Origin of the sequence: Bacteroides sp. HF-162 (genome assembly GCF_015679285.1) — a bacterium.
GTDB classification, from domain to species: domain Bacteria; phylum Bacteroidota; class Bacteroidia; order Bacteroidales; family Bacteroidaceae; genus Bacteroides; species Bacteroides uniformis.
Window position 1 is genome coordinate 1,081,111 of the sequence record NZ_CP064937.1, and the last position, 20,269, is coordinate 1,101,379.

Consider the following 20,269-nt stretch of genomic DNA (forward strand, 5'->3'; position numbering starts at 1 on the left):
AAATACAGATGGTATAAGATGATTAAGTATTAGTGATTTCCTGTCCTTCCTTCACGTTCTTCTTTTGCTGTTCGCAGTATTGACGGGGTGGCATTCCGTAACGTTGTGAAAAAGCTTTATAGAAAGTGCTTCGGTTGGTGAATCCCGTGCGGTCCATCAGCTCTTCGATGGTGAAGTTGCTGGAGACTAACAAGCGTTCCGCCGTGGAGAGGCGGTATTCTTTGATGATGTCGGCAGGCGATTTGTCAGTAAGTGGTTTCAGTTTGCGGTAGAACTGCCGGCTGCTGTAGCCCATTTCCTTACTCAAAAGTTCTACTTGCAGGTCTGGATTGGCTAAGTTCTTTTCAATGACTTCTGTCATTTTCTCTAAGAATTCTTGTTCTTCTTTGTGCAAGCAGCTTCCTTCTTTCCAGGTAAAGGTGCTGAGTGCCGAACTATAATATTCCTTCAGGTTTTCTTCGCGGCGGATGAGATGATAGACCATCTTTTCCAAATATTTCACATTGAAAGGCTTGGTGACATAGGCATCCGCCCCCGATTCCAGTCCTTTTACTTGGTCGTCTTCGTGATGCAGTGCTGAGAGCAGGATTAGGGGAATATGGCTCCACAGCTTGTGTTGCTTGATGGTGGAGGTGAAGGATAACCCATCTATATCGGGCATCATCACGTCTGAGATGATGAGATCTGGCTGTCGTTGCTCCAGGCTGTCTAATGCCTTTTGGGCATTATTGAAAGAGAGTACGTTGTATTTCTCTGTGAATATTTCGGATACGAACCACAGCATAGAAGGGTCATCATCTATCACCATGACCGTCTGCTTGTTTGCGTCGAATTCTTGGGTGTATTTTTCGGGCAATTCTTGCACTTCTTCGGTGGGAATGCTTGGAGAAGCCGCTTCGTATGCAGTTTGCGGTACTTCTTGTCCGTTTGGGGGGAGCGAGGGAAGGCTTACAGTGAAGGTGGTCAGTTCGCCCGGTGTGCTTTCGATGTTTATGTCTCCTTCCAACAGGGTCACCATGTTTTTGCAGATGGCCAACCCCAGTCCGTTTCTTGAGTTTTTGCCGTTCATCTCCACGGAGTCGAGAATCTTATAGCGGTCGAATATCTTTCCGAGATTTTCCGGTGTGATGCCTTTGCCGGTATTGGCTATCTTCAAAATAAGACGTTCGTTTTTCGTGTACAATGTTACGCTGATGTTCCCCTTGTCGGGTGTGTACTTGAAAGCGTTGGATATGAGGTTTCCGGCTATTTTGTTGAAGCAGCTCAGGTCGGTGTTCCATGTCAGTTCGGGGGCTATGTCAAGGCAGTAGTTCATTTCTCTGTTTTCCGCCATGTCACCGAAGGATTCGGCGATGTCCCTTAACTTTTCGGAAACAGGTTGCGGCTGTATGGAGAGCATTTTGTTTTCCGTTTCCAGTCTTCTGAACTCCAGCAATTCCACAATGAGACCATTCAGCTTTTCCACATTTTGCTGAATCATCTTGGCGTAGCGGTGCGTGTAGATATCTGTCTCCTTGTGGGTGAGTATCTTCTCGCACGGTCCCTGAATCAGGGTGAGGGGGGTGCAAAACTCGTGGGTGATGTTGGTGAAGAAGCGTAGTTTTGATTCATAGACTTCCTCTTTTTTCTGTCGTTCCATTTTCTTCATCATGTGCTGCCGCTTCAGGCGGTAGGTATAGAATGCATAGGCGACTATGCCTGTACATAATAGTAACCCTAACAAAAAGTAGCCCACATAGGCCCAGGTACTGAGATACCAGGGAGGAGCGATGTAAATGGTGAAGGCTTGCGGATGGCTTTCTTTACCGTTGATGTTGTTGCGGTATTTCACAAACAGAGTATATTCTCCGGGGGAAAGGTTGGAGAAGATGGCATTGGGTGAAACTCCGTTTTCTATCCATTGGTCGCTTGCTTCCTTTAGTTTATAGGAGTAGAAATAGTCGTTTCCGTTAATGTAGTCTGTTATCCGGAAGTTGAGCTGGAAGAAGTTGTGTTTGTAGTCCAGTTGTAGCACGGGCTTCCCGTCTTTGTAATGTAAAAAGTCATGCAGGTTGTATTCCTTACCGAAGATGGAAAGTCCTTTCAGGCTGATTTCGGGCATATAGTCCGTGGTGATGTAAGAATCGGGCTTCACGGTGACGAAGCCGTTTACACCTCCAAAGAAAAGGATTCCCGTAGCATTGTCTTTGTAGAAGGCTCCATCACTAAATTCGGTCACGGCCAGTCCGTTTCCGTTGTTGTAGGTCTGCTTGGTCTGTTCTTGGGGATTGAGTCTCATTAATCCTTGATTGGTACTCACCCAGAGATTGCCTCGGTTGTCCTCCAAGATACCATGTACGGTGCTGTTGGTGTAGAGCTTTGCACTGATGCTGTCTGGGTTTCCGTCTTCGTTTGAGTAGAAGCGGAGAAGCCCTGATCCAGTGCCCAGCCAGTAGCCTTGCTCGTTTTTGTGTATGGCGAACACATCGTTGGCGGTTTGGCTGTTTACCAAGTTGTTGAAGCGGAACTGTGCCATTTCTCCAGTACGTACATCAATGCGGTAGGCTCCGAGCCCTCTGTTCCCGAACCACAGCGTAGAGCTGCTTTCACGGTAGGAGGTGAAAAAATAGTTTGATGCCATATGTCCGTTACTCACCAAAGTCCGTGTAGCATGCTTCACAATAGGATCTTTTCTCTGATTTTCTAGTGTCACCTTTACGATTCCTTCGCCCACGGTGGAAATCCAAAGTGTACTGTCATTGGTTTGATCAATGGAGTGCACATATTTCACTTTGGTTCCATTGGCTTGTACCGCCAGTTCTTTCAATTGGTGGGTAGAGTAGGAATAATAATTGATTCCGTTTTCCGTACCTATCCAAAGTCGGTCTTTTCCACCGGGTGCAAAACAGTAGACGGAGTTGTCGGTCAATGTGCTGTTACCGGTGATGAGACGATCATGTTTTTCGGGTGTATTGTTGACAAGATAATTCGGTATACGCAATATGCCACTGCCTTTGGTTCCTATCCATAAGGTTTGCTGTGGGTCGAGGTAAAGGCTGCGTACCGGGTTGTTCACCTGATATGCGGGAGTGTTGAGCAGGGTGTTGGTCATGGTGAATGTGTCATTGTAAAGCATGTATAACCCTTCTCCGTCGGTAGCTACCCATACGATATCTTGAAATTTGTCTTTCATCAGACAGAAGATGCCCGACTGTATTTCAGTGTATTCTATACGGTATTTAATCTTTTGGTTTGCTTCATATTTCAGTACTATCAAGCCGCTGCTTTTGAAACCGATACAGAAGTCATTTTCTCGTTTGATGATGGAAGATACTTCACCTCGTTTTTCTATTTCGTCTTTCAGGTCGGCAATGTAGTAACACTGTCGGTTGCTGAAACTATATTCGTAGAGGGCATAGGTTTCATCAATGAAGTAGGCTGAATCTTCTCCGATGAAGGCATGCTTCAAGCCGTGATGTCCAAATGGCTTTTCCGGAATCAGTGTCACGCTTTTTCCCGTGTGGTTCAGACGATAGCAACGAGTGTTGTTTCCAGTTGCGAATATCCAAAGCAGGTTGTTGGAATCAATGGTCATGGACAGTACTTTATTAAAATCCATGGAAGAGATGTTTAACTGGAGAAATTTCTGGTTCTCTTGTTGGTAGTGATACAGATTTCCGTCATCTTTCAGCACTAACATGCACTTGTTGTTGCTTCGTGCCAAGAAGATGTTGTCCTTGAATTCGGTAAAGGTCCGGCAGGTCTGTCGGTATGTATCCAATCTGTCTAACCCGTAGTTGGTTTGTAACCACAGTATGCCTGGCTCTGATTCTACGATCTGGCTGATAATGTTGCCTGACAATAGGTTGCGTGACACATCAACGGGCGTATATAGGTGGATATTGTTGCCGTCAAACACGTTCAGTCCGTCGCATGTTCCTATCCATAGTACACCTTGGCTATCTTGGTAAAGGGATTGGATGGCACTATTGGAAAGACCGTTTTTATTGGAGAATTGCCGTAGGCTGTAAGCGTACACAAAATCCGGAAAACAGCATAAGAGGCTGATAAGCAATAAAATCGTATGGCCTTTCCAGTATATGTCTTTCATGTGGCTTGTTGTATTGATTTTAAGTTGCAAAGATATATTTTAAGGTGGAAACAGTCAATATTTGCAATATATTTCTTTAGTTGTAGGCTTACAGTTTGCTTTGTATCTGCTCCGTATCCTTAGAAATGTATTTGTACGGAGCAGATAGGTATGGATATGATTAGCGAATGACCGCAGCGAATCCACCGTTGCGTGCCAAACGGACTGTGATATGGTCGCCTTTCTTCAAGGATTGTTCTTGCTTGCGGTAGTCCATGGCTTGGTGGTCAGCGTTGATGCCGTCTTCAAAAGAGGTCATGAGATAATTTTTTCCTTCTTGCAGGAAATCAAGGGAGATGTTAAAGACCCGTTCACGTTCGCGGTTGTTGGTCATGCCTCCTATATACCATTGTTCTCCTTTGCGTTTGGCCACGATGGCATATTCTCCTGCTTTGGCTTCGAGAGCGATGGTTTCGTCCCATGTTTGGGGTACTTGGGTGATGAAACGTGTACACTCGTCGTTGCGATAATAGAGGGTAGGATTGTCTGCCATCATCTGCAGGCCGGTTTCAAAAAGAACAAAGAGTGCCATCTGATAGGCACGTGTGCCGATGCTGGCGGAATTGGGACGTTCGGAATGGTAGACTTCAGGCTGCATGCTAAGCATGGCGCCGGGAGTATAGTCCATGGCTCCTACTGCGTTGCGTATGAAGGGGAAATAGACACTGTTGTCGGGACGGCATCCGCCCATTTGCTCCATACCTCTTACGCCTTCGTAGGAGAGTACGTTTGGGTATTTGTATTCTAATCCGGCAGGTTTGAAAGCACCGTGAAAGTCAACGAAGAGATGGTGTTTGGCGGCTTCATGTGCTACGCGTTCATAGAAGTTTACCATCCATTGGTCGCTACGATCCATGAAATCTATCTTTACGCCTTTCACACCCCACTTTTCGAAAGTTTCGAATAGGTCAAAGTGGTTTTCTACCGTAAGCCAAGTGAGCCATAACACAATGCCTACGTTTTTTTCTTTGCCGTAGCGGATGAGTTCGTGTATGTCTACCGAGGGATTGGGTTTATAGGGGTTGCGGGTGTTCATGGCCCAGCCTTCGTCCATTACTATATATTCTACGCCGTAGTGGGATGCGAAGTCGATGAAGTATTTGTAGGTGTCAAGGTTGCAACCTGCTTTGAAGTCCACGTCGGGGCCGTAGGGTGTGGCTCCGTTCCACCATTCCCAGCTGGCTAGTCCTGGTTTAATCCAAGAGGTGTTTTCTATGACATTCTTTTCAGCGAGGCGATAGGATAGAGTGTTTTCTATAAGTTTGCGGTCATCGTCGGTAATGACGAAGTAACGCCATGGATAACTGCGCTTGCCTGCGGTACGGGCTATGCAGTTGGCTTCTTTCAGAATCTTGAGACTGCGGTCACCGTCTTCTCCGAATTCAAGAGGCAGACGGGGGAAGACGGCGGTAATGCCGCCTTGTCCATCGTTTTTCAGAAACATGGCGGGATAGTCTGTCAGATTGGTTTCACTCATGAGGATTTTGTCACCTTTGGGTGTGCTGGCTAAAAGGGGAAGCAGAGCCATGCGATTGGAGTTTTTCCACTCGCTGCTTGTTTGGTGGCGATATTCTTCTTCATAGGAAGTCTTAAAGCCGTCAGGTTGCTGAAGATGTAGCAGGCAATCATCCACAAAGTTCAGGCGGAGGATTTCATTCATTATTTCTTGCTCGCCTTTCAGGTCAGTAAGGAAGCGGTAGGCGAATCCGTCATCAAAGGCACGGAACTCTACTGAATAGCCTCCTTTAAACTTCAGTAGCAATTGGTTGTAGCGGTTGGTTATAGTAGAGAATTTCAGGGGTACGATGGGAGTCAGTTCCTCGTTTACATTTTGGCGTACTACTTTGTTTAGTTTAGGATGGATGCCCAGCTGGTGGTTGGCAGTTTCCAGACCAATGACACAGTTGTCCATCAGTGTTTGATTTCCTTGGGTTACATCATATTGGATTTGATCGGTCAGCTCCACCGAGATGCGGATGTTTCCGCTGGGTGAGGCCAGTTGATGTACTTTCTGTCCGAAAGCGGTCAGTGAGAGGCAGAGAACTGCCGAGAGTAGGAATTGTTTTTTCATGTTCTTAGCTTTTGGATTTTTACAATATACAAAAGTAGTTTGTATTCTGTAGGAAATGTATGCTATTTATGACATAAATATATAAAATCATGCCACAGACGACTTTTTACATATCTATGTCGCGAATCTGTACAGTATGAGAGTGAAGGATGGGCTATTTTTGTTACCAACATTCCACATGTCAGAAAACTATTGTTGCCGGATGGAGGCTAAAGAGAGAAGGTGAAAGAGCGGTTTGCGGCTAGAGGAGGCAGCACATTTATAACAAAGAATGCGGTGGTTTATATCGAATTGACATTATCTTTTACGAAAAAACAATAATAACAAAACCATGAAAAAGAGACGAATACTGATGGGGAAGACCCATCTGATAGCGGGAGCCGTGATGTTGGCCGTTGCAGGAGGACAATTATCGGCTCAGACCGTTGCACCGAAGAAAGCAAAAGCGTACATGGTGGCAGATGCCCACTTGGACACGCAGTGGAACTGGGACATTCAGACTACTATTAAGGATTATGTTTGGAATACCTTGAATCAGAACCTTTTCCTTTTGAACCAGTACCCCGACTATATCTTTAATTTTGAAGGTGGAGTGAAATATGCTTGGATGAAGGAATATTATCCTCGTGAATATGAACTGATGAAGGCTTTTGTAAAGGCAGGTCGATGGCATGTGAGTGGGGCCAGTTGGGATGCTACCGACACTTTGGTGCCGTCTGTTGAATCGTTTATTCGCAACATTATGCTGGGGCAGGAGTTCTATCGTAAGGAGCTGGGGGTAGAAAGTACCGACATCTTCCTTCCCGATTGCTTCGGATTCGGTTGGACATTGCCTACTGTTGCTGCCCATTGTGGACTGATAGGTTTCTCTTCACAGAAGCTGGATTGGCGTAACAATCCTTTCTACGGTAAGAGCAAGCATCCCTTTACCATCGGACTGTGGAAAGGAGTGGATGGAGCGTCCGTCATGCTGGCTCACGGATATGATTACGGTCGTCGTTGGGATAATGAAGACCTTTCAGAAAATAAATATTTGATGGAACTCTCCAAATGCACTCCCCTGAATACCGTTTACCGCTACTATGGAACAGGTGATGTGGGCGGTTCACCTACCATCGCTTCTGTGGCTTCCGTGGAGAAAGGTATCAAGGGAGACGGTCCGTTGAAGATTATCAGTGCAGCCAGTGACCAGTTGTTCAAGGATTACCAGCCCTATGGCAGCCATCCCGAGCTCCCCGTATTTGACGGTGAATTGCTGATGGACGTTCATGGAACCGGCTGCTACACTTCACAGGCTGCTATGAAACTCTATAATCGTCAAAATGAACTTTTGGGTGATGCCGCTGAACGTGCTTCTGTGGCTGCTGCCCTTTTGGGGGTTGCCGAATATCCTGGCAAGAGCCTGACGGAGTCTTGGCAGCGCTTCATATTCCACCAATTCCACGATGATTTGACTGGTACCAGCATTCCCCGTGCCTATGAATTTTCTTGGAACGATGAACTTCTCTCTCTGAAACAGTTCTCCGGTATCCTGACTCATTCTGTGGGAAGTGTGGCAGGCAAGCTTGATACTCGTGTCAAGGGGATTCCCGTAGTGCTCTATAACGCTTCGGGCTTCAAGGCTGCAGATGTGGTGATCATCGAAGTGGAGGCTTCCCGTTTTCCCAAAAGTGTGGCTGTATATAACGAACAAGGCAAGTTGGTGGTTTCTCAGTTGGTTTCATATACTGATGGAAAGGTCCGCTTGTTAGTAGAAGCCACTGTACCCGCCAATGGATACGCAGTTTACGATGTCCGCCTCTCCGGCGAAGGAAAAGAGATGCCTGCTGTTGAAGCTGCAAGTGTTGAAAATTCGTTCTACAAACTGACATTGAATGAGAACGGTGACATTACTTCACTGTTTGACAAGAGAAACAACAAGGAATTGGTAAAGGCTGGTAAGGCTATTCGTTTAGCCCTCTTCACTGAAAACAAGTCATTCGAATGGCCGGCATGGGAGATATTGAAAGAGACTGTGGACGCTACTCCTATCTCCATCACCGAGGATGTGAAAGTGACTCTTTGCGAAAACGGCGCATTACGTAAGACTCTCTGCGTGGAGAAACGTCACGATGATTCTTTTTTCCGCCAGTACATCCATTTGTATGAAGGTGTATTGGCCCACCGCATTGACTTTACTAACGAAGTGGACTGGCAGTCTACCAACGCTCTGTTGAAGGCTGAGTTTCCCCTCAATTTGAATAATGAGGTGGCCACTTACGACTTGGGCGTAGGCAGCGTGCAGAGAGGAAACAACATCTTGACCGCTTACGAAGTATATGCTCAATATTGGGCAGATTTAACGGACGCTAACGGTTCTTATGGCGTTTCCATCATGAACGACAGCAAATATGGCTGGGACAAGCCTGATAACAACACCCTGCGTCTCACTTTGCTGCACACTCCGAAGACAAAAAAGAACTATGCTTATCAAGATCGTCAGGACTTCGGTCACCATACCTTTACTTACAGCTTGGTAGGTCATGTGGGCGCTTTGGATGTAGTTCAAACCCGCGAGAATGCTGAACTGCTGAACCAGCGCATCAAGGCGTTCGTTGTTGGAAAGCATCGCGGCGAATTAGGTAAGAGCTATTCATTGGCTTTTTCCGATAACCGGAATGTACTTATTAAAGCCTTAAAGAAAGCCGAAAGTTCAGATGAATATGTGGTACGCGTGTATGAAGCTGCAGGCAAGCAGGCGCAGAAAGCCTCGATTGTCTTTGCCGACAACCTTGTGGCTGCTGTAGAAGCAGATGGTACGGAAAAGACCATCGGTAAGGCTACATTCAGAGGAAATCGCTTGGAAGTGTCAGTCAATCCAAACAGCATTAAGACCTACAAGGTACGTTTCGCTTCCAATAAAAAGGTGCAGACGGTGGCCGAACCATTGCCCCTTGTTTATGATAAGAAGTGCTTCAGTTGGAACGAGTTCAAGGCTGCTGCCAACTTTGAGTCTGGTTATTCTTATGCTGCTGAATTGATACCTGCCGAGATGAATGTGCATGGAGTGCCTTTCAAATTGGAGACACGTGAAGAGCTGAATGGTATGGCTTGCAAGGGCAATGTACTGAAACTGCCCGCCGACTGTACTTATAACAGACTCTATATCCTTGCTGCTGCCGCTTCTGATAAAGATGTGAAGGGGATATTCCGCGTAGGCAAGTATGTGCAGGAAGTCATTGTTCCTTCTTATACTGGCTTCATCGGTCAGTGGGGGCACACCGGACATACGGAAGGTTATCTGAAAGATGCTGAAGTTGCCTATGTGGGTACGCACCGCCATTCCGGTGAAGGCGATCAGCCGTATGAGTTCACTTACATGTTTAAGTTCGCAATAGACCTGCCAGAAAGGGCTACTGAGGTGGTATTGCCCGATAATAAGGATATTGTTATTTTTGCCGCCACTTTGACTGATGTTGCTGCTACTTCTGTTTGTCCCGCTTCCGAACTATTCCGTACGGCAAACAAGTGCAATCGCTATCAGACGGAAAGCTCCACAGAGAGAGTGAACATTCTGAAGCAGGACATGGTAATGGGCTATTCAAGCTATGTGAACGAGAAAGAGAAGCCGGCTTTCATGGTAGATGGCGACGAAAACACAAAGTGGTGTGCTATTGCTGAAATGCCCCACTACGTAGACTTTGATTTGGGCGGTGAAAGAAGCATTAATGGCTGGAAGTTACTGAACGCTGCCGGCGAAAACCATTCCTACGTCACTTCCTCCTGCTTTCTGCAAGGTAAGAGCGACAAGAATGGTGAATGGCGCACACTGGACTATGTTTCGGGTAATGGTAAGAATGTACTGAATCGCACGCTAAATAAGTCTGAAAGTGTTCGCTACCTGCGTCTTTTAGTGACACAGCCCATGCAATCGGCTTCTGGTAAAGATGTGCGCATTTATGAAATGGAAGTATACGAATAAACAGTTATTATATTCCCATTTTTCAGATCCTTGTGTCTGTCACCACAGACACAAGGATCTGATGATTCTCAGGTGTAAGTGCTTAATGTGAGTAAGTTAACAACTCTATTGAAGTAAATTTATTGGAAATAACAAATACCTTGAAAAATGAAAATTAGAATATTTGCTGTTGTATGTTTATTAGCTGCTAATCTCTTTACAATATCTGCTCAAAAGTGGTTTACGCCTGAGGCGGAGAAACAAGTGGATGCTCTTTTGAGCCAGGTAGTAGAAGGAAACTACAAGAATAATCGCTATCCTCTACTCCGTAAGCCCTTAATGGAACTTCCTTTAGGCAGTATCAAACCTAAAGGCTGGTTGCACGAAATGCTGGTTCGTCAGAAAAATGGCGCCAGTGGTCAGATGGATGTTCTTTACCCTTCGGTTATGGGCAAACGCAATGGTTGGTTAGGTGGTGATGGAGACCAGTGGGAACGCGGTCCATACTGGATAGACGGTCTACTTCCTTTGGCGTATATACTGGATGATGATGTCTTGAAAGCCAAAGTGCAACCTTGGATAGAATGGGCTTTGCAGAGCCAGCGTGAGGACGGATTCTTCGGTCCTGAAAAAGATTATCCGGGAGAGCCTGGACTGCAACGTGATAACTCGCAAGACTGGTGGCCACGTATGGTCGTGCTGAAAATCCTACAGCAGTATTATTCGGCAACGAACGATAAGAGAGTCGTCGCTTTTATGACAAAATATTTCCGTTATCAACTGAATACCTTGCCGCAAAAACCTTTAGGACACTGGAGCAGTTGGGCAGAATTCCGTGCTTGTGACAATTTGCAAGCTGTATATTGGCTTTATAATCTTACGGGGGAGGATTTTTTGCTTGAATTGGGGCATTTGCTGCACCGGCAGAGTTTCAGTTTCATAGATATGGTAGATAGGGGAGACTTGCGCAGAACCTGCACTATACACTGTGTTAATTTGGCACAAGGCATCAAAGAACCGATTATTTATTATCAGCAAGATACCGACCGGAAATATATTGATGCTGTCAAGGAAGGCTTTCGAGATATTCGCCGGTTCCATGGACAGCCGCAAGGCATGTATGGAGGCGATGAGGCTTTGCATGGAAACAATCCTACACAAGGCTCGGAGTTGTGTTCGGCCGTAGAGTTGATGTACTCGCTGGAAAAAATGGTGGAGATTACAGGAGACATAGACTTTGCCGACCATTTGGAACGCATTGCTTTTAATGCTTTACCAGCCCAAATATCCGATGACTTTATGACTAAGCAATATTTCCAGCAACCGAATCAGGTGATGGTAACACGCCATCGTCGCAACTTCGACCAGGATCATGAAGGGACAGACCTTGCTTTTGGCACTCTGACTGGATACCCATGTTGTTTTTCGAATATGCACCAAGGTTGGCCAAAATTTACACAGCACTTATGGTATGCCACACCTGATAACGGCATTGCAGCCATTGTCTATTCTCCGTCGGAAGTAACAGCCAATGTGGGTGATAATGTACCGGTGGTTATCAGTGAAGATACTTACTATCCGATGGATCATCAGATAACTTTTACCATTAAAGAGGTGAGAAATAAGGTGAAACAAGTGAAATTTCCATTTCACCTGCGTGTTCCGAAGTGGTGCAAGCAAGCTGAAATACGGGTAAATGGAAAGATGGAGCAAACTGTCAAAGGTGGGAAAATAGCTATCGTAGACCGTATATGGAAGCGGAATGATAAGATTGAACTGTATCTGCCCATGGAGGTCTTTACTAGCACTTGGTATGAAAACGCAGTATCTATTGAAAGAGGTCCGTTGGTATATGCCCTGAAAATGGAAGAAAATTGGGAAAAGAAAGAGTTTAAGGATAGTTGGTATGGTTCTTATTATTATCAGGTGACTTCTTCGGATCCATGGAACTACGGATTGGTGGATTTTGACCGTAACAGAATGAACGAGGTGGCCCAAGTAAGTATCAATAGCCAAAAACAGCAATTGGACTTTCCTTGGAATCAGGAAAATGCACCGGTTGAAATAAAGATGAAGGCTCGTCTTATCCCTACTTGGACAGTATATAATGAAATGGCAGGGCCCCAGCCTTTCTCTTTCTGTGGCAGTGCCGAAGGAGGAGAGCAAGAAATCACGCTGATACCCTACGGTTGTACAACCCTGCGTATTTCAGAATTTCCAGTTGTTGGGAAATGATGTTTCCGAAGTATGGGGAAAACGGTGTGTCTGTTTTGTGACAAACTTGTTTTAGAATTCTGCCATGTCCGGAATGTGGACGGTTATGTCACGGATTTATAGTTGGCTTTTAACCTTACTGTCTATTTTTGCAATCGTTTTTAATAGGGTTTATATATTATATAAAAGAAGACTCCTGCAACGGAGTGAAAAACAAGTCGAACAATTTAATGCCGTAGAAAAAAGATGAAAAATTCCAAGAAAGCACTCCTCTGCCTATTGGCATGCGCCTTGGCAGTAACCGGATGCAAGACACAGAAAGAACCGGCTGTGGCAGATAACGCAATGCTGGTCAGATCTACACAAACACTTGATTCCTTATATGCTCACTATTCCGCACCGGGCACTTGTCTGTTGCGTGAGAATTATCCTTCGGACGTGGAAGGCTATACCGCTACTTATCTGGCTTCCGAGGAACAAAAGAACCGTCCCAATCTCTACTCTTATTTGTGGCCTTATTCCGGTTCCTTCTCCGCAGTGAATGCGTTGATGGAGGCCACTAAAGATAACAAGAAAGATTTCGGGAACTATCAGAAGTTGCTTGATGAGAAAGTGCTTCCGGGACTTGCTGAATATTTCGATACTCGTCGTATGCCCGAAGCGTATGCTTCTTACATCAAGGACGCTCCGTTGTCCGACCGCTTTTACGATGACAACGTGTGGCTCGGCATTGACTTCACAGACGTCTATCTGATGACTAGCCAAGAGAACTATCTGCAGAGCGCCAAGCTTATCTGGAAGTTTATAGAAAGCGGTATGGACGATTGTTTGGGAGGAGGTATCTATTGGTGCGAACAGAAGAAGGAATCAAAGAACACTTGTTCCAACGCCCCTGGTTCCGTCTTTGCCCTGAAACTTTTCAAGGCTACGCAAGACAGCTCCTATTTTGAGAAAGGGAAGAGTTTGTACGAGTGGACTAAAGCAACATTGCAGGACACAACAGACTGCCTTTACTTCGACAACATGCGTTTGGACGGTGAGATAGGACGTGCCAAATTTGCCTATAACAGCGGTCAGATGATGCAGTCGGCTGCTTTGCTCTATCAGCTTACCGGTAATGGGCAGTATCTGAAGGATGCGCAAGCGATTGCTGCTGCTTGTCATAATTATTTCTTCATGGAATTCACCCCCGGACAGGGAGAACCGTTCCATATGCTGAAGAAGGGTGATGTGTGGTTCACCGCCGTTATGTTGCGTGGTTTTATGGAACTCTATCAGGTGGACGGTAACAAGGTTTATCTTGATTCCTTTGCCCGCAGTCTGGACTATGCTTGGACGCATGCCCGTGAAGATAACGGCCTTTTCAATACTGATTTCACCGGCAAGAGCCGCGACAATCGTAAATGGCTGCTGACACAAGCCGCCATGGTAGAGATGTACGCGCGTTTGGCCGTGTTCGCTAATCAGTCTTTATAATTAAAACGAATCAGACCAAATGAAAAAGAGAAACATTACCTTGTGCGCTGTTGCCATGCTCTGTATGCAAGGCTATGCTAAGGCAGACACTTTTATCCTGAAAGGTGACAACACTTGTGTGGAGAACTATGCTCAGATGACTGCTGCTTACAAGAGCAATCGTCCAAAAATGAAGAAACGCCTTTTCACCTCAAAAGCGGTGGAAGCTGAGATTGTTCGCGTGAAGAAACTGCTTACCAATCCTAAGTTGGCGTGGATGTTTGAGAATTGCTTTCCTAATACGCTTGACACTACTGTACACTTTCGCATGCTGGACGGTAAACCCGATACTTTTGTTTATACCGGTGACATCCATGCTATGTGGCTGCGTGACTCCGGTGCGCAGGTGTGGCCATATGTGCAGTTAGCCAACAATGATGCGCAATTGAAAGAGATGCTCGAAGGTGTCATTCGCCGTCAGTTCCTTTGCATCAACATTGATCCGTACGCCAATGCTTTCAACGACGGACCTACGGGTGGCAACTGGATGACTGACTTGACAGATATGAAGCCCGAACTGCACGAGCGCAAATGGGAGATAGACTCTCTTTGTTACCCGCTTCGTCTGGCTTACCAGTATTGGAAAGTAACTGGTGACAGCAGTATCTTCGACGGTGAATGGATGAAGGCAATTACTGCTATCCTGAAGACTTTCAAGGAACAGCAGCGTAAGGACGGTGTAGGCCCTTACCGTTTCCAACGTAAGACGGAACGTGCTCTGGATACGCTGAATAACGACGGCTTGGGTGCTCCGGTCAACCCGGTGGGACTGATTGTTTCCGCTTTCCGCCCATCGGACGATGCCACTACGCTTCAGTACCTGGTCCCTTCCAACTTTTTCGCTGTCTCTTCTCTGAGAAAGGCTGCTGAAATTCTGACGGAAGTAAACAAGGAAACATCCTTGGCCAAAGAATGCACCGATTTGGCAGCCGAAGTGGAGGCAGCCCTGAAGAAATATGCCACTTACAATCATCCTGAGTTTGGGACAATCTATGCATTTGAAGTAGATGGATTCGGCAATCATCTGTTAATGGACGATGCCAATGTACCCAGCCTTCTTGCTATGCCTTATTTGGGTGATGTGGACGTAAACGATCCTATCTATCAGAATACACGCCGCTTTGTGTGGAGTGGCAGCAACCCTTACTTTTTTAAAGGTAAAGCCGGTGAAGGTATCGGAGGTCCGCACATTGGTTATGATATGGTATGGCCTATGAGTATCATGATGAAGGCATTCACCAGCCAGAATGATGAGGAGATAAAGATTTGTATCAAAATGCTGATGGATACGGATGCCGGTACGGGATTCATGCACGAGTCTTTCCACAAGGATGACCCCACTAACTTTACCCGTGCATGGTTTGCTTGGCAGAATACGCTGTTTGGAGAATTGATTTTGAAATTAGTGAACGAGGGTAAAGTGGATTTGCTGAACAGCTTGTAAAAACAGGAATTATTTAAAATCAATAAAGTGCGCTGGAAGGAGGATTAGGATACAAATTGCATGAATTGGTTGTTCGTTGGTATTATTTGTGTTCTTTTCCTTTTTTTATCGTGATTTATTATAATGTTTAATCTTAAAGAATATGAAAAAGAATCGAGTGTACACAGTAAATTCATTGCTGGCTCGGATAGGTGGGAACTATAAGTTCTGGCTTATTGCCTTGCCTGCTGTGACTATGCTGGCGCAGGCTCCTGCGGTTTATGCACATGCGGAGACTATTACTGTGGTGCAGCAAAACAATGCCACGGTGAGAGGTTCCGTTAAGGATGCCACAGGTGAAAGCCTGATTGGAGTGAGTGTTACTGTTAAGGGTAAAGAAGGTGTGGGTACCATTACAGATGTGGATGGAAACTATTCCATTGTTTGTAGTGCCCAAGATGTTCTCGTCTTTTCCTATGTGGGATATGCCACTCAGGAAATTGCTGTGAAAAATCAAAAACAATTGAATGTTGTCTTAAAGGAGGATACCAAGGTGCTGGATGAAGTTATTGTTATCGGTTATGGTACTACTACCCGCAAGAGTGCCGTAGGTGCTGTAGACCAGGTAAAGGCTTCCATGATCGAAGACCGTCCCGTGGCTAACATGACAGATGCTTTGCAAGGGGCTGCGCCCAACGTGGTTATCCAGCAGCGCAGTAGCAATCCTAATGATCGTAAGACTAACTTTAATATTCGTGGTATCAGCACTGTGAATGACAATAGTCCGCTTTTTGTCATAGACGGATTGGTAGCTGATGGCGGTAGTTTCGATAAATTGAATCCCAATGATATTGAGAACATTTCCATCTTGAAAGATGCCGGTACAGCTGCTATTTATGGTTCACGTTCTTCCAATGGTGTAGTTTTGGTTACTACTAAGAAAGGTAAGAAGAACCAGCGTGCGACAGTTCGGTTAAGTGGTATGATGGGATGGCAGAATCCGGATATCTTGTTTTCTCCGGTGAAAGGCTATCAGAACGCTACTTTGCGCAATTTAGCTGCCACCAATGCTGGAGAGGCTCCTTTGTATACACCCGATCAAATCCGTGACCTGGCTGCCCATCAAAATGAAGAAAGCTGGTTTTTTGATCAGATAGTCCGCACAGCCTTACAGCAGAATTACAATCTAAGCGTATCTGGAGGTAGTGATAAAACTACTTACATGGTGTCCATGGGTTATTATGACCAGGAAAGTAATTATGTGGGCAACAGTGATTTTGGCGTGCAGCGTTATAATTTTCGTACCAATGTTAGCACGGAAGTGGGACGTTTGAAACTGAATGCTATTTTGGCTTATACACGTAATAATAGTGTAAGTACCACCGGTGGGAGTTTGGAAGTGGATGCCGCCCGTGTACCTACTTATTATTATTACAAAATGAAATCGGAAGATGGAAGATATTTGTTAAATGATGTATTGACTGAATTTAACCCATTGGGAGCATTGGAAGCTGGTGGCCGTAACAAGTATCGTAACAATTATCTGAACGCTAATGTCAATGCTGAATTCCGGCTTATTGACGGATTGAAGTTGCGTGGAGTGTTGGGTGCGGATGTGATAAACGACATGCGTTCTACCCGCAATTTGGGCGTATCCTATTACTTGAATGAAGAGGCTACCGAACCACGTCCAGTGAAAGATACTGACTATCGGACCAGTAACTGGAATCATACGGCTTACCTTATTAATAGCCAACTTTTGTTGGATTACAACAAGACATTCGGTAAACACAATGTCAGCGGGCTTTTTGGAGTAACCAATGAATCGTTTACTTCGTCTAGCAATGAGATTGAGAAGAAGGGGGTAGATCCCGACTTGGGTATCGGTACAGACATTACCAATAGTACTGTGGGAAACATCACAGGAAAAACATTTGTAGATGAATCCAACCGTACCAGTCTGACTTCTCTGTTGGGACGTGTGGGGTATTCTTACGCTGACAGATATTATACAGAATTCAGCTTCCGTTATGACGCTTCTTCCAAGTTTCATAAAGACTACCGATGGGGTTTCTTCCCTTCTGTTTCATTAGGCTGGCGTTTGAGCGAGGAAAACTTTATGCAGGCTTACAAGGAACGTGTGGGTGACTTGAAACTGCGTACTTCTTTTGGTATCTTGGGTAACCAGTCTATTGGTACTTATGACCGTTTTACTGTTTACGAACTGTACAACAACTCTTACGCATACAACAACCAGACAGTATCGGGCGCAGGTTTTAAGTTAGGTAAGGATAATTTGACTTGGGAAAAGACCAAAACCTTCAACGTGGGTGTAGACGCCTCGTTCTTCAATAACGCTTTGAATGTGACGTTCGACTATTTCTACAAGCGTACGAGCGACATTTTAATGAAGCCCCTTGTGCCTTCGGTATTCGGTACGGATATGGCGATGGACAACATTGGTGAGATGCAGAATCAAGGTTGGGACCTCTCTATCAACTATCGTTTGAAAACGGGAGCCGCAAATCATAACTTCAACTTCAATCTTGGTGACTCTTGGAATGAAGTGCTGAAGTACCCTGGTCACGAAAGAATCTCACAAATAGAGGAGTTGAGCCGTATCACCCGTGAAGGATGTCCGTTGGAGTCTTACTACGGTTACAAGATGGACGGCTTTTTCCAAAGCTACGAGGAGATTGAGGCATCGGCTATTCCTGTAGGTGGAAAGGTACAGCCGGGTGATGTGAAGTTTGTAGACCGTAACGAAGATGGTGTCATCGACTCGAAGGATAAGTTTATCTTGGGTAATGCCTTCCCTCGTCTTACTTTCGGTTTCAACTACAATGTAGAATGGAAAGGATTCGATTTCGGTATGTTCTGGCAGGGTGTGGGCAAGCGTGACATGATGCTTCGTGGTGAATTGATTGAACCGTTCCACGCCAATTACTCTTATAATATCTATAAGCATCAACTGGATTTCTGGACTCCTACCAACACCGATGCACGTTGGCCGAGACTTACTGCCCCGGGTTCTACTTCCAACAGAAACAACTACGGAAGCGGACAAGGTTCCGACCTATTCTTGATGGATGGAAAATACCTGCGTCTGAAGAACTTGCAGATTGGTTACACATTCCCCAAAACATGGAGCCGCAAGGTGGGCATGGAAAAGGCACGTATCTATGTCAACGGACAAAACTTGCTGACTTTCAGTAATAACTCGTTTATTGACCCTGAATCTTCTGAGTTCGACTCTAAGATGGGTAATAGTGGCGCCAATTCTGGTAGAAACTATCCGACGCTCCGTTACTATGGTTTCGGTATAGACATTGAATTCTAAAAACAACAGATAACTATGAAACTAAAAAAATATATAGCTTTTGCCGGAATGGCTGTTCTGATGCTTTGCAGTTGCAACGAGATGGAGAACGCACCGACAAACAAATTTACGGATAACTCTTATTGGACTTCCACCACCAAAGCCCAGTATGTGGTGAACATGGCTTACAGCCAGATGTACAATGCAGGCCGTATGTGGAGCGATGAAAGTTTGAGTGACAATGCTTACGACGGTCGCAGTGTGGACGACCAACGTGCCATTCGCAAAGGTATGGCCACTCCCTCGCTCGACATCTTCAAGAATGAATGGAAAGACCTTTACGGAGGTATAAAGACCTGCCACGTGTTCCTTGAAAAGGTGGATCTGGTACCCAACATGGACGCATCTGTTAAAGCACGTATGATTGCCGAGATACGCTATATCCGTGCAAGCCTCTACTTCCGTCTGACTAACCTTTATGGTGCAGTACCTTTCTTTACGGAGGACATCACGCTGGAAGAATCGCGGAGTGTAAGTCGTACAGACCGCGAAACCATTATCAGCTTCATTCACCAAGAATTGGAAGACATCAAGGATGCGCTTCCCACTCGCGACCAATTGCCCGAAGAAGACAAGGGCAAAATTACTAAAGGTGCCGTTTGTGCTTTGCAGGCTCGTGTCTACTTGATGGATAGCGACTGGAACAATGTGATGCTTTATTGCGACAATCTGATGAACAAACAAGGCGAATATGGTACTTATGCTTTATTTCCTGATTATGCCGGGCTTTTTGATGAAGCCAATGAGTATAATGAAGAGATTATCATGGATCGTTCTTATGTACCCAATTTGATTACTTGGGGTGAGATGGTAGACATGATTCCTTTGTCAAGAGGCGGACGTGCCGTGAACCGTGTGCCGCAGCAATCGTTGGTAGACACTTATCTGATGCTTAGTGGAAAGACTATCAGTGAAGCCGGGACAGATTATAACCCTGCTTATCCTTACGATAACCGTGACCCACGTCTCACCGCTACTATCATTTATGATGGCTATGATTGGAGTGGCAATGTGGACGATGGCAGTAAAGACGTAGTCATCAACATTCGTCCGGGTTCGGGAACCGATGCCTACGATGGTGGTGGAAACGGCACTTCTACCGGTTATTTCACTCGTAAGTATTATAATCCGCAGGCTTCCGGTGATCAGAATTCCGGTATGAATATCATCACTATGCGTTATGCTGACATCTTGCTGATGTATGCTGAGGCTGTTCACGAAACAAGCGGTATGACTGAAGCGGTATGGAACAAGACTATCCGTCCCATCCGCGAACGTGCCGGATTCACTGCCGATGCAGCCTTGAACTTTCCTGCCGGAAAGAGTAAGGAAGAGATGAGGCAGATTATTCGCGACGAACGTCGTGTAGAAATGGCGATGGAAGGTTTGCGCTGGTATGATATTAAGCGTTGGAAGGCTGGCAACGAATACTTGTCGGGCAAGGTGCGCGGTGCAAGCTTCGTGGACGAGAATAAGCTTGACACTCGCAAGTTCGAAGAGGCAAGAGATTACCTTTGGGCAGTTCCTATCAGTGAAATCAATTTGAATCCCAATCTGGCGCCTAACAATCCGGGATATGGAAATTAACGTGTATCTAA

The 20,269-nt window shown here is 45.5% G+C and carries 8 protein-coding genes; 6 read left to right on the forward strand and 2 right to left on the reverse strand.

Features of this window, described 5'->3' with window-relative positions:
* Positions 1-22 precede the first annotated feature (22 nt).
* Positions 23-4,090, reverse strand: coding sequence for a hybrid sensor histidine kinase/response regulator transcription factor (locus ITJ87_RS04285; RefSeq protein WP_117599906.1), 4,068 nt, complete (start codon positions 4,088-4,090; stop codon positions 23-25).
* Between the two features lie 160 nt (positions 4,091-4,250).
* Complete coding sequence (locus tag ITJ87_RS04290; protein WP_098031903.1) at positions 4,251-6,200, reverse strand: glycoside hydrolase family 97 protein; 1,950 nt, start codon at positions 6,198-6,200, stop codon at positions 4,251-4,253.
* A gap of 331 nt (positions 6,201-6,531) precedes the next feature.
* Between ITJ87_RS04290 and ITJ87_RS04295 the strand changes: the two genes are divergently transcribed.
* From ITJ87_RS04295 to ITJ87_RS04320, 6 genes are all read left to right on the forward strand, one after another.
* On the forward strand, positions 6,532-10,161 hold the full coding sequence (locus ITJ87_RS04295; RefSeq protein WP_117964350.1) for a glycoside hydrolase family 38 C-terminal domain-containing protein: 3,630 nt from the start codon (positions 6,532-6,534) through the stop codon (positions 10,159-10,161).
* 147 nt (positions 10,162-10,308) lie between these two features.
* Entirely contained in the window at positions 10,309-12,375 is a 2,067-nt protein-coding gene (locus ITJ87_RS04300) for a beta-L-arabinofuranosidase domain-containing protein (RefSeq protein WP_016272161.1), read from the forward strand.
* A 225-nt stretch (positions 12,376-12,600) separates the two neighbouring features.
* Positions 12,601-13,830 carry a glycoside hydrolase family 76 protein gene (locus ITJ87_RS04305; RefSeq protein ID WP_117964349.1) on the forward strand — a complete coding sequence of 410 codons (1,230 nt, stop codon included), beginning with the start codon at positions 12,601-12,603 and terminating at the stop codon, positions 13,828-13,830.
* A 19-nt stretch (positions 13,831-13,849) separates the two neighbouring features.
* Positions 13,850-15,313 (forward strand): glycoside hydrolase family 125 protein, encoded by a 1,464-nt coding sequence (locus tag ITJ87_RS04310; protein ID WP_117964348.1) that lies wholly within the window; start codon positions 13,850-13,852, stop codon positions 15,311-15,313.
* 142 nt (positions 15,314-15,455) lie between these two features.
* Positions 15,456-18,632, forward strand: a complete 3,177-nt coding sequence (locus ITJ87_RS04315; RefSeq protein WP_117964347.1) for a TonB-dependent receptor — start codon at positions 15,456-15,458, stop codon at positions 18,630-18,632.
* Between the two features lie 15 nt (positions 18,633-18,647).
* Positions 18,648-20,258 (forward strand): RagB/SusD family nutrient uptake outer membrane protein, encoded by a 1,611-nt coding sequence (locus ITJ87_RS04320; RefSeq protein ID WP_117964346.1) that lies wholly within the window; start codon positions 18,648-18,650, stop codon positions 20,256-20,258.
* Positions 20,259-20,269: the final 11 nt, after the last annotated feature.

Excerpts from the sequence above, each read along its gene's own strand:
- ITJ87_RS04285 (WP_117599906.1), bottom strand. The coding sequence starts at position 4,090 with ATGAAAGACATATACTGGAAAGGCCATACGATTTTATTGCTTATCAGC.
- ITJ87_RS04290 (WP_098031903.1), bottom strand. The coding sequence starts at position 6,200 with ATGAAAAAACAATTCCTACTCTCGGCAGTTCTCTGCCTCTCACTGACC.
- ITJ87_RS04295 (WP_117964350.1), top strand. The coding sequence starts at position 6,532 with ATGAAAAAGAGACGAATACTGATGGGGAAGACCCATCTGATAGCGGGA.
- ITJ87_RS04300 (WP_016272161.1), top strand. The coding sequence starts at position 10,309 with ATGAAAATTAGAATATTTGCTGTTGTATGTTTATTAGCTGCTAATCTC.
- ITJ87_RS04305 (WP_117964349.1), top strand. The coding sequence starts at position 12,601 with ATGAAAAATTCCAAGAAAGCACTCCTCTGCCTATTGGCATGCGCCTTG.
- ITJ87_RS04310 (WP_117964348.1), top strand. The coding sequence starts at position 13,850 with ATGAAAAAGAGAAACATTACCTTGTGCGCTGTTGCCATGCTCTGTATG.
- ITJ87_RS04315 (WP_117964347.1), top strand. The coding sequence starts at position 15,456 with ATGAAAAAGAATCGAGTGTACACAGTAAATTCATTGCTGGCTCGGATA.
- ITJ87_RS04320 (WP_117964346.1), top strand. The coding sequence starts at position 18,648 with ATGAAACTAAAAAAATATATAGCTTTTGCCGGAATGGCTGTTCTGATG.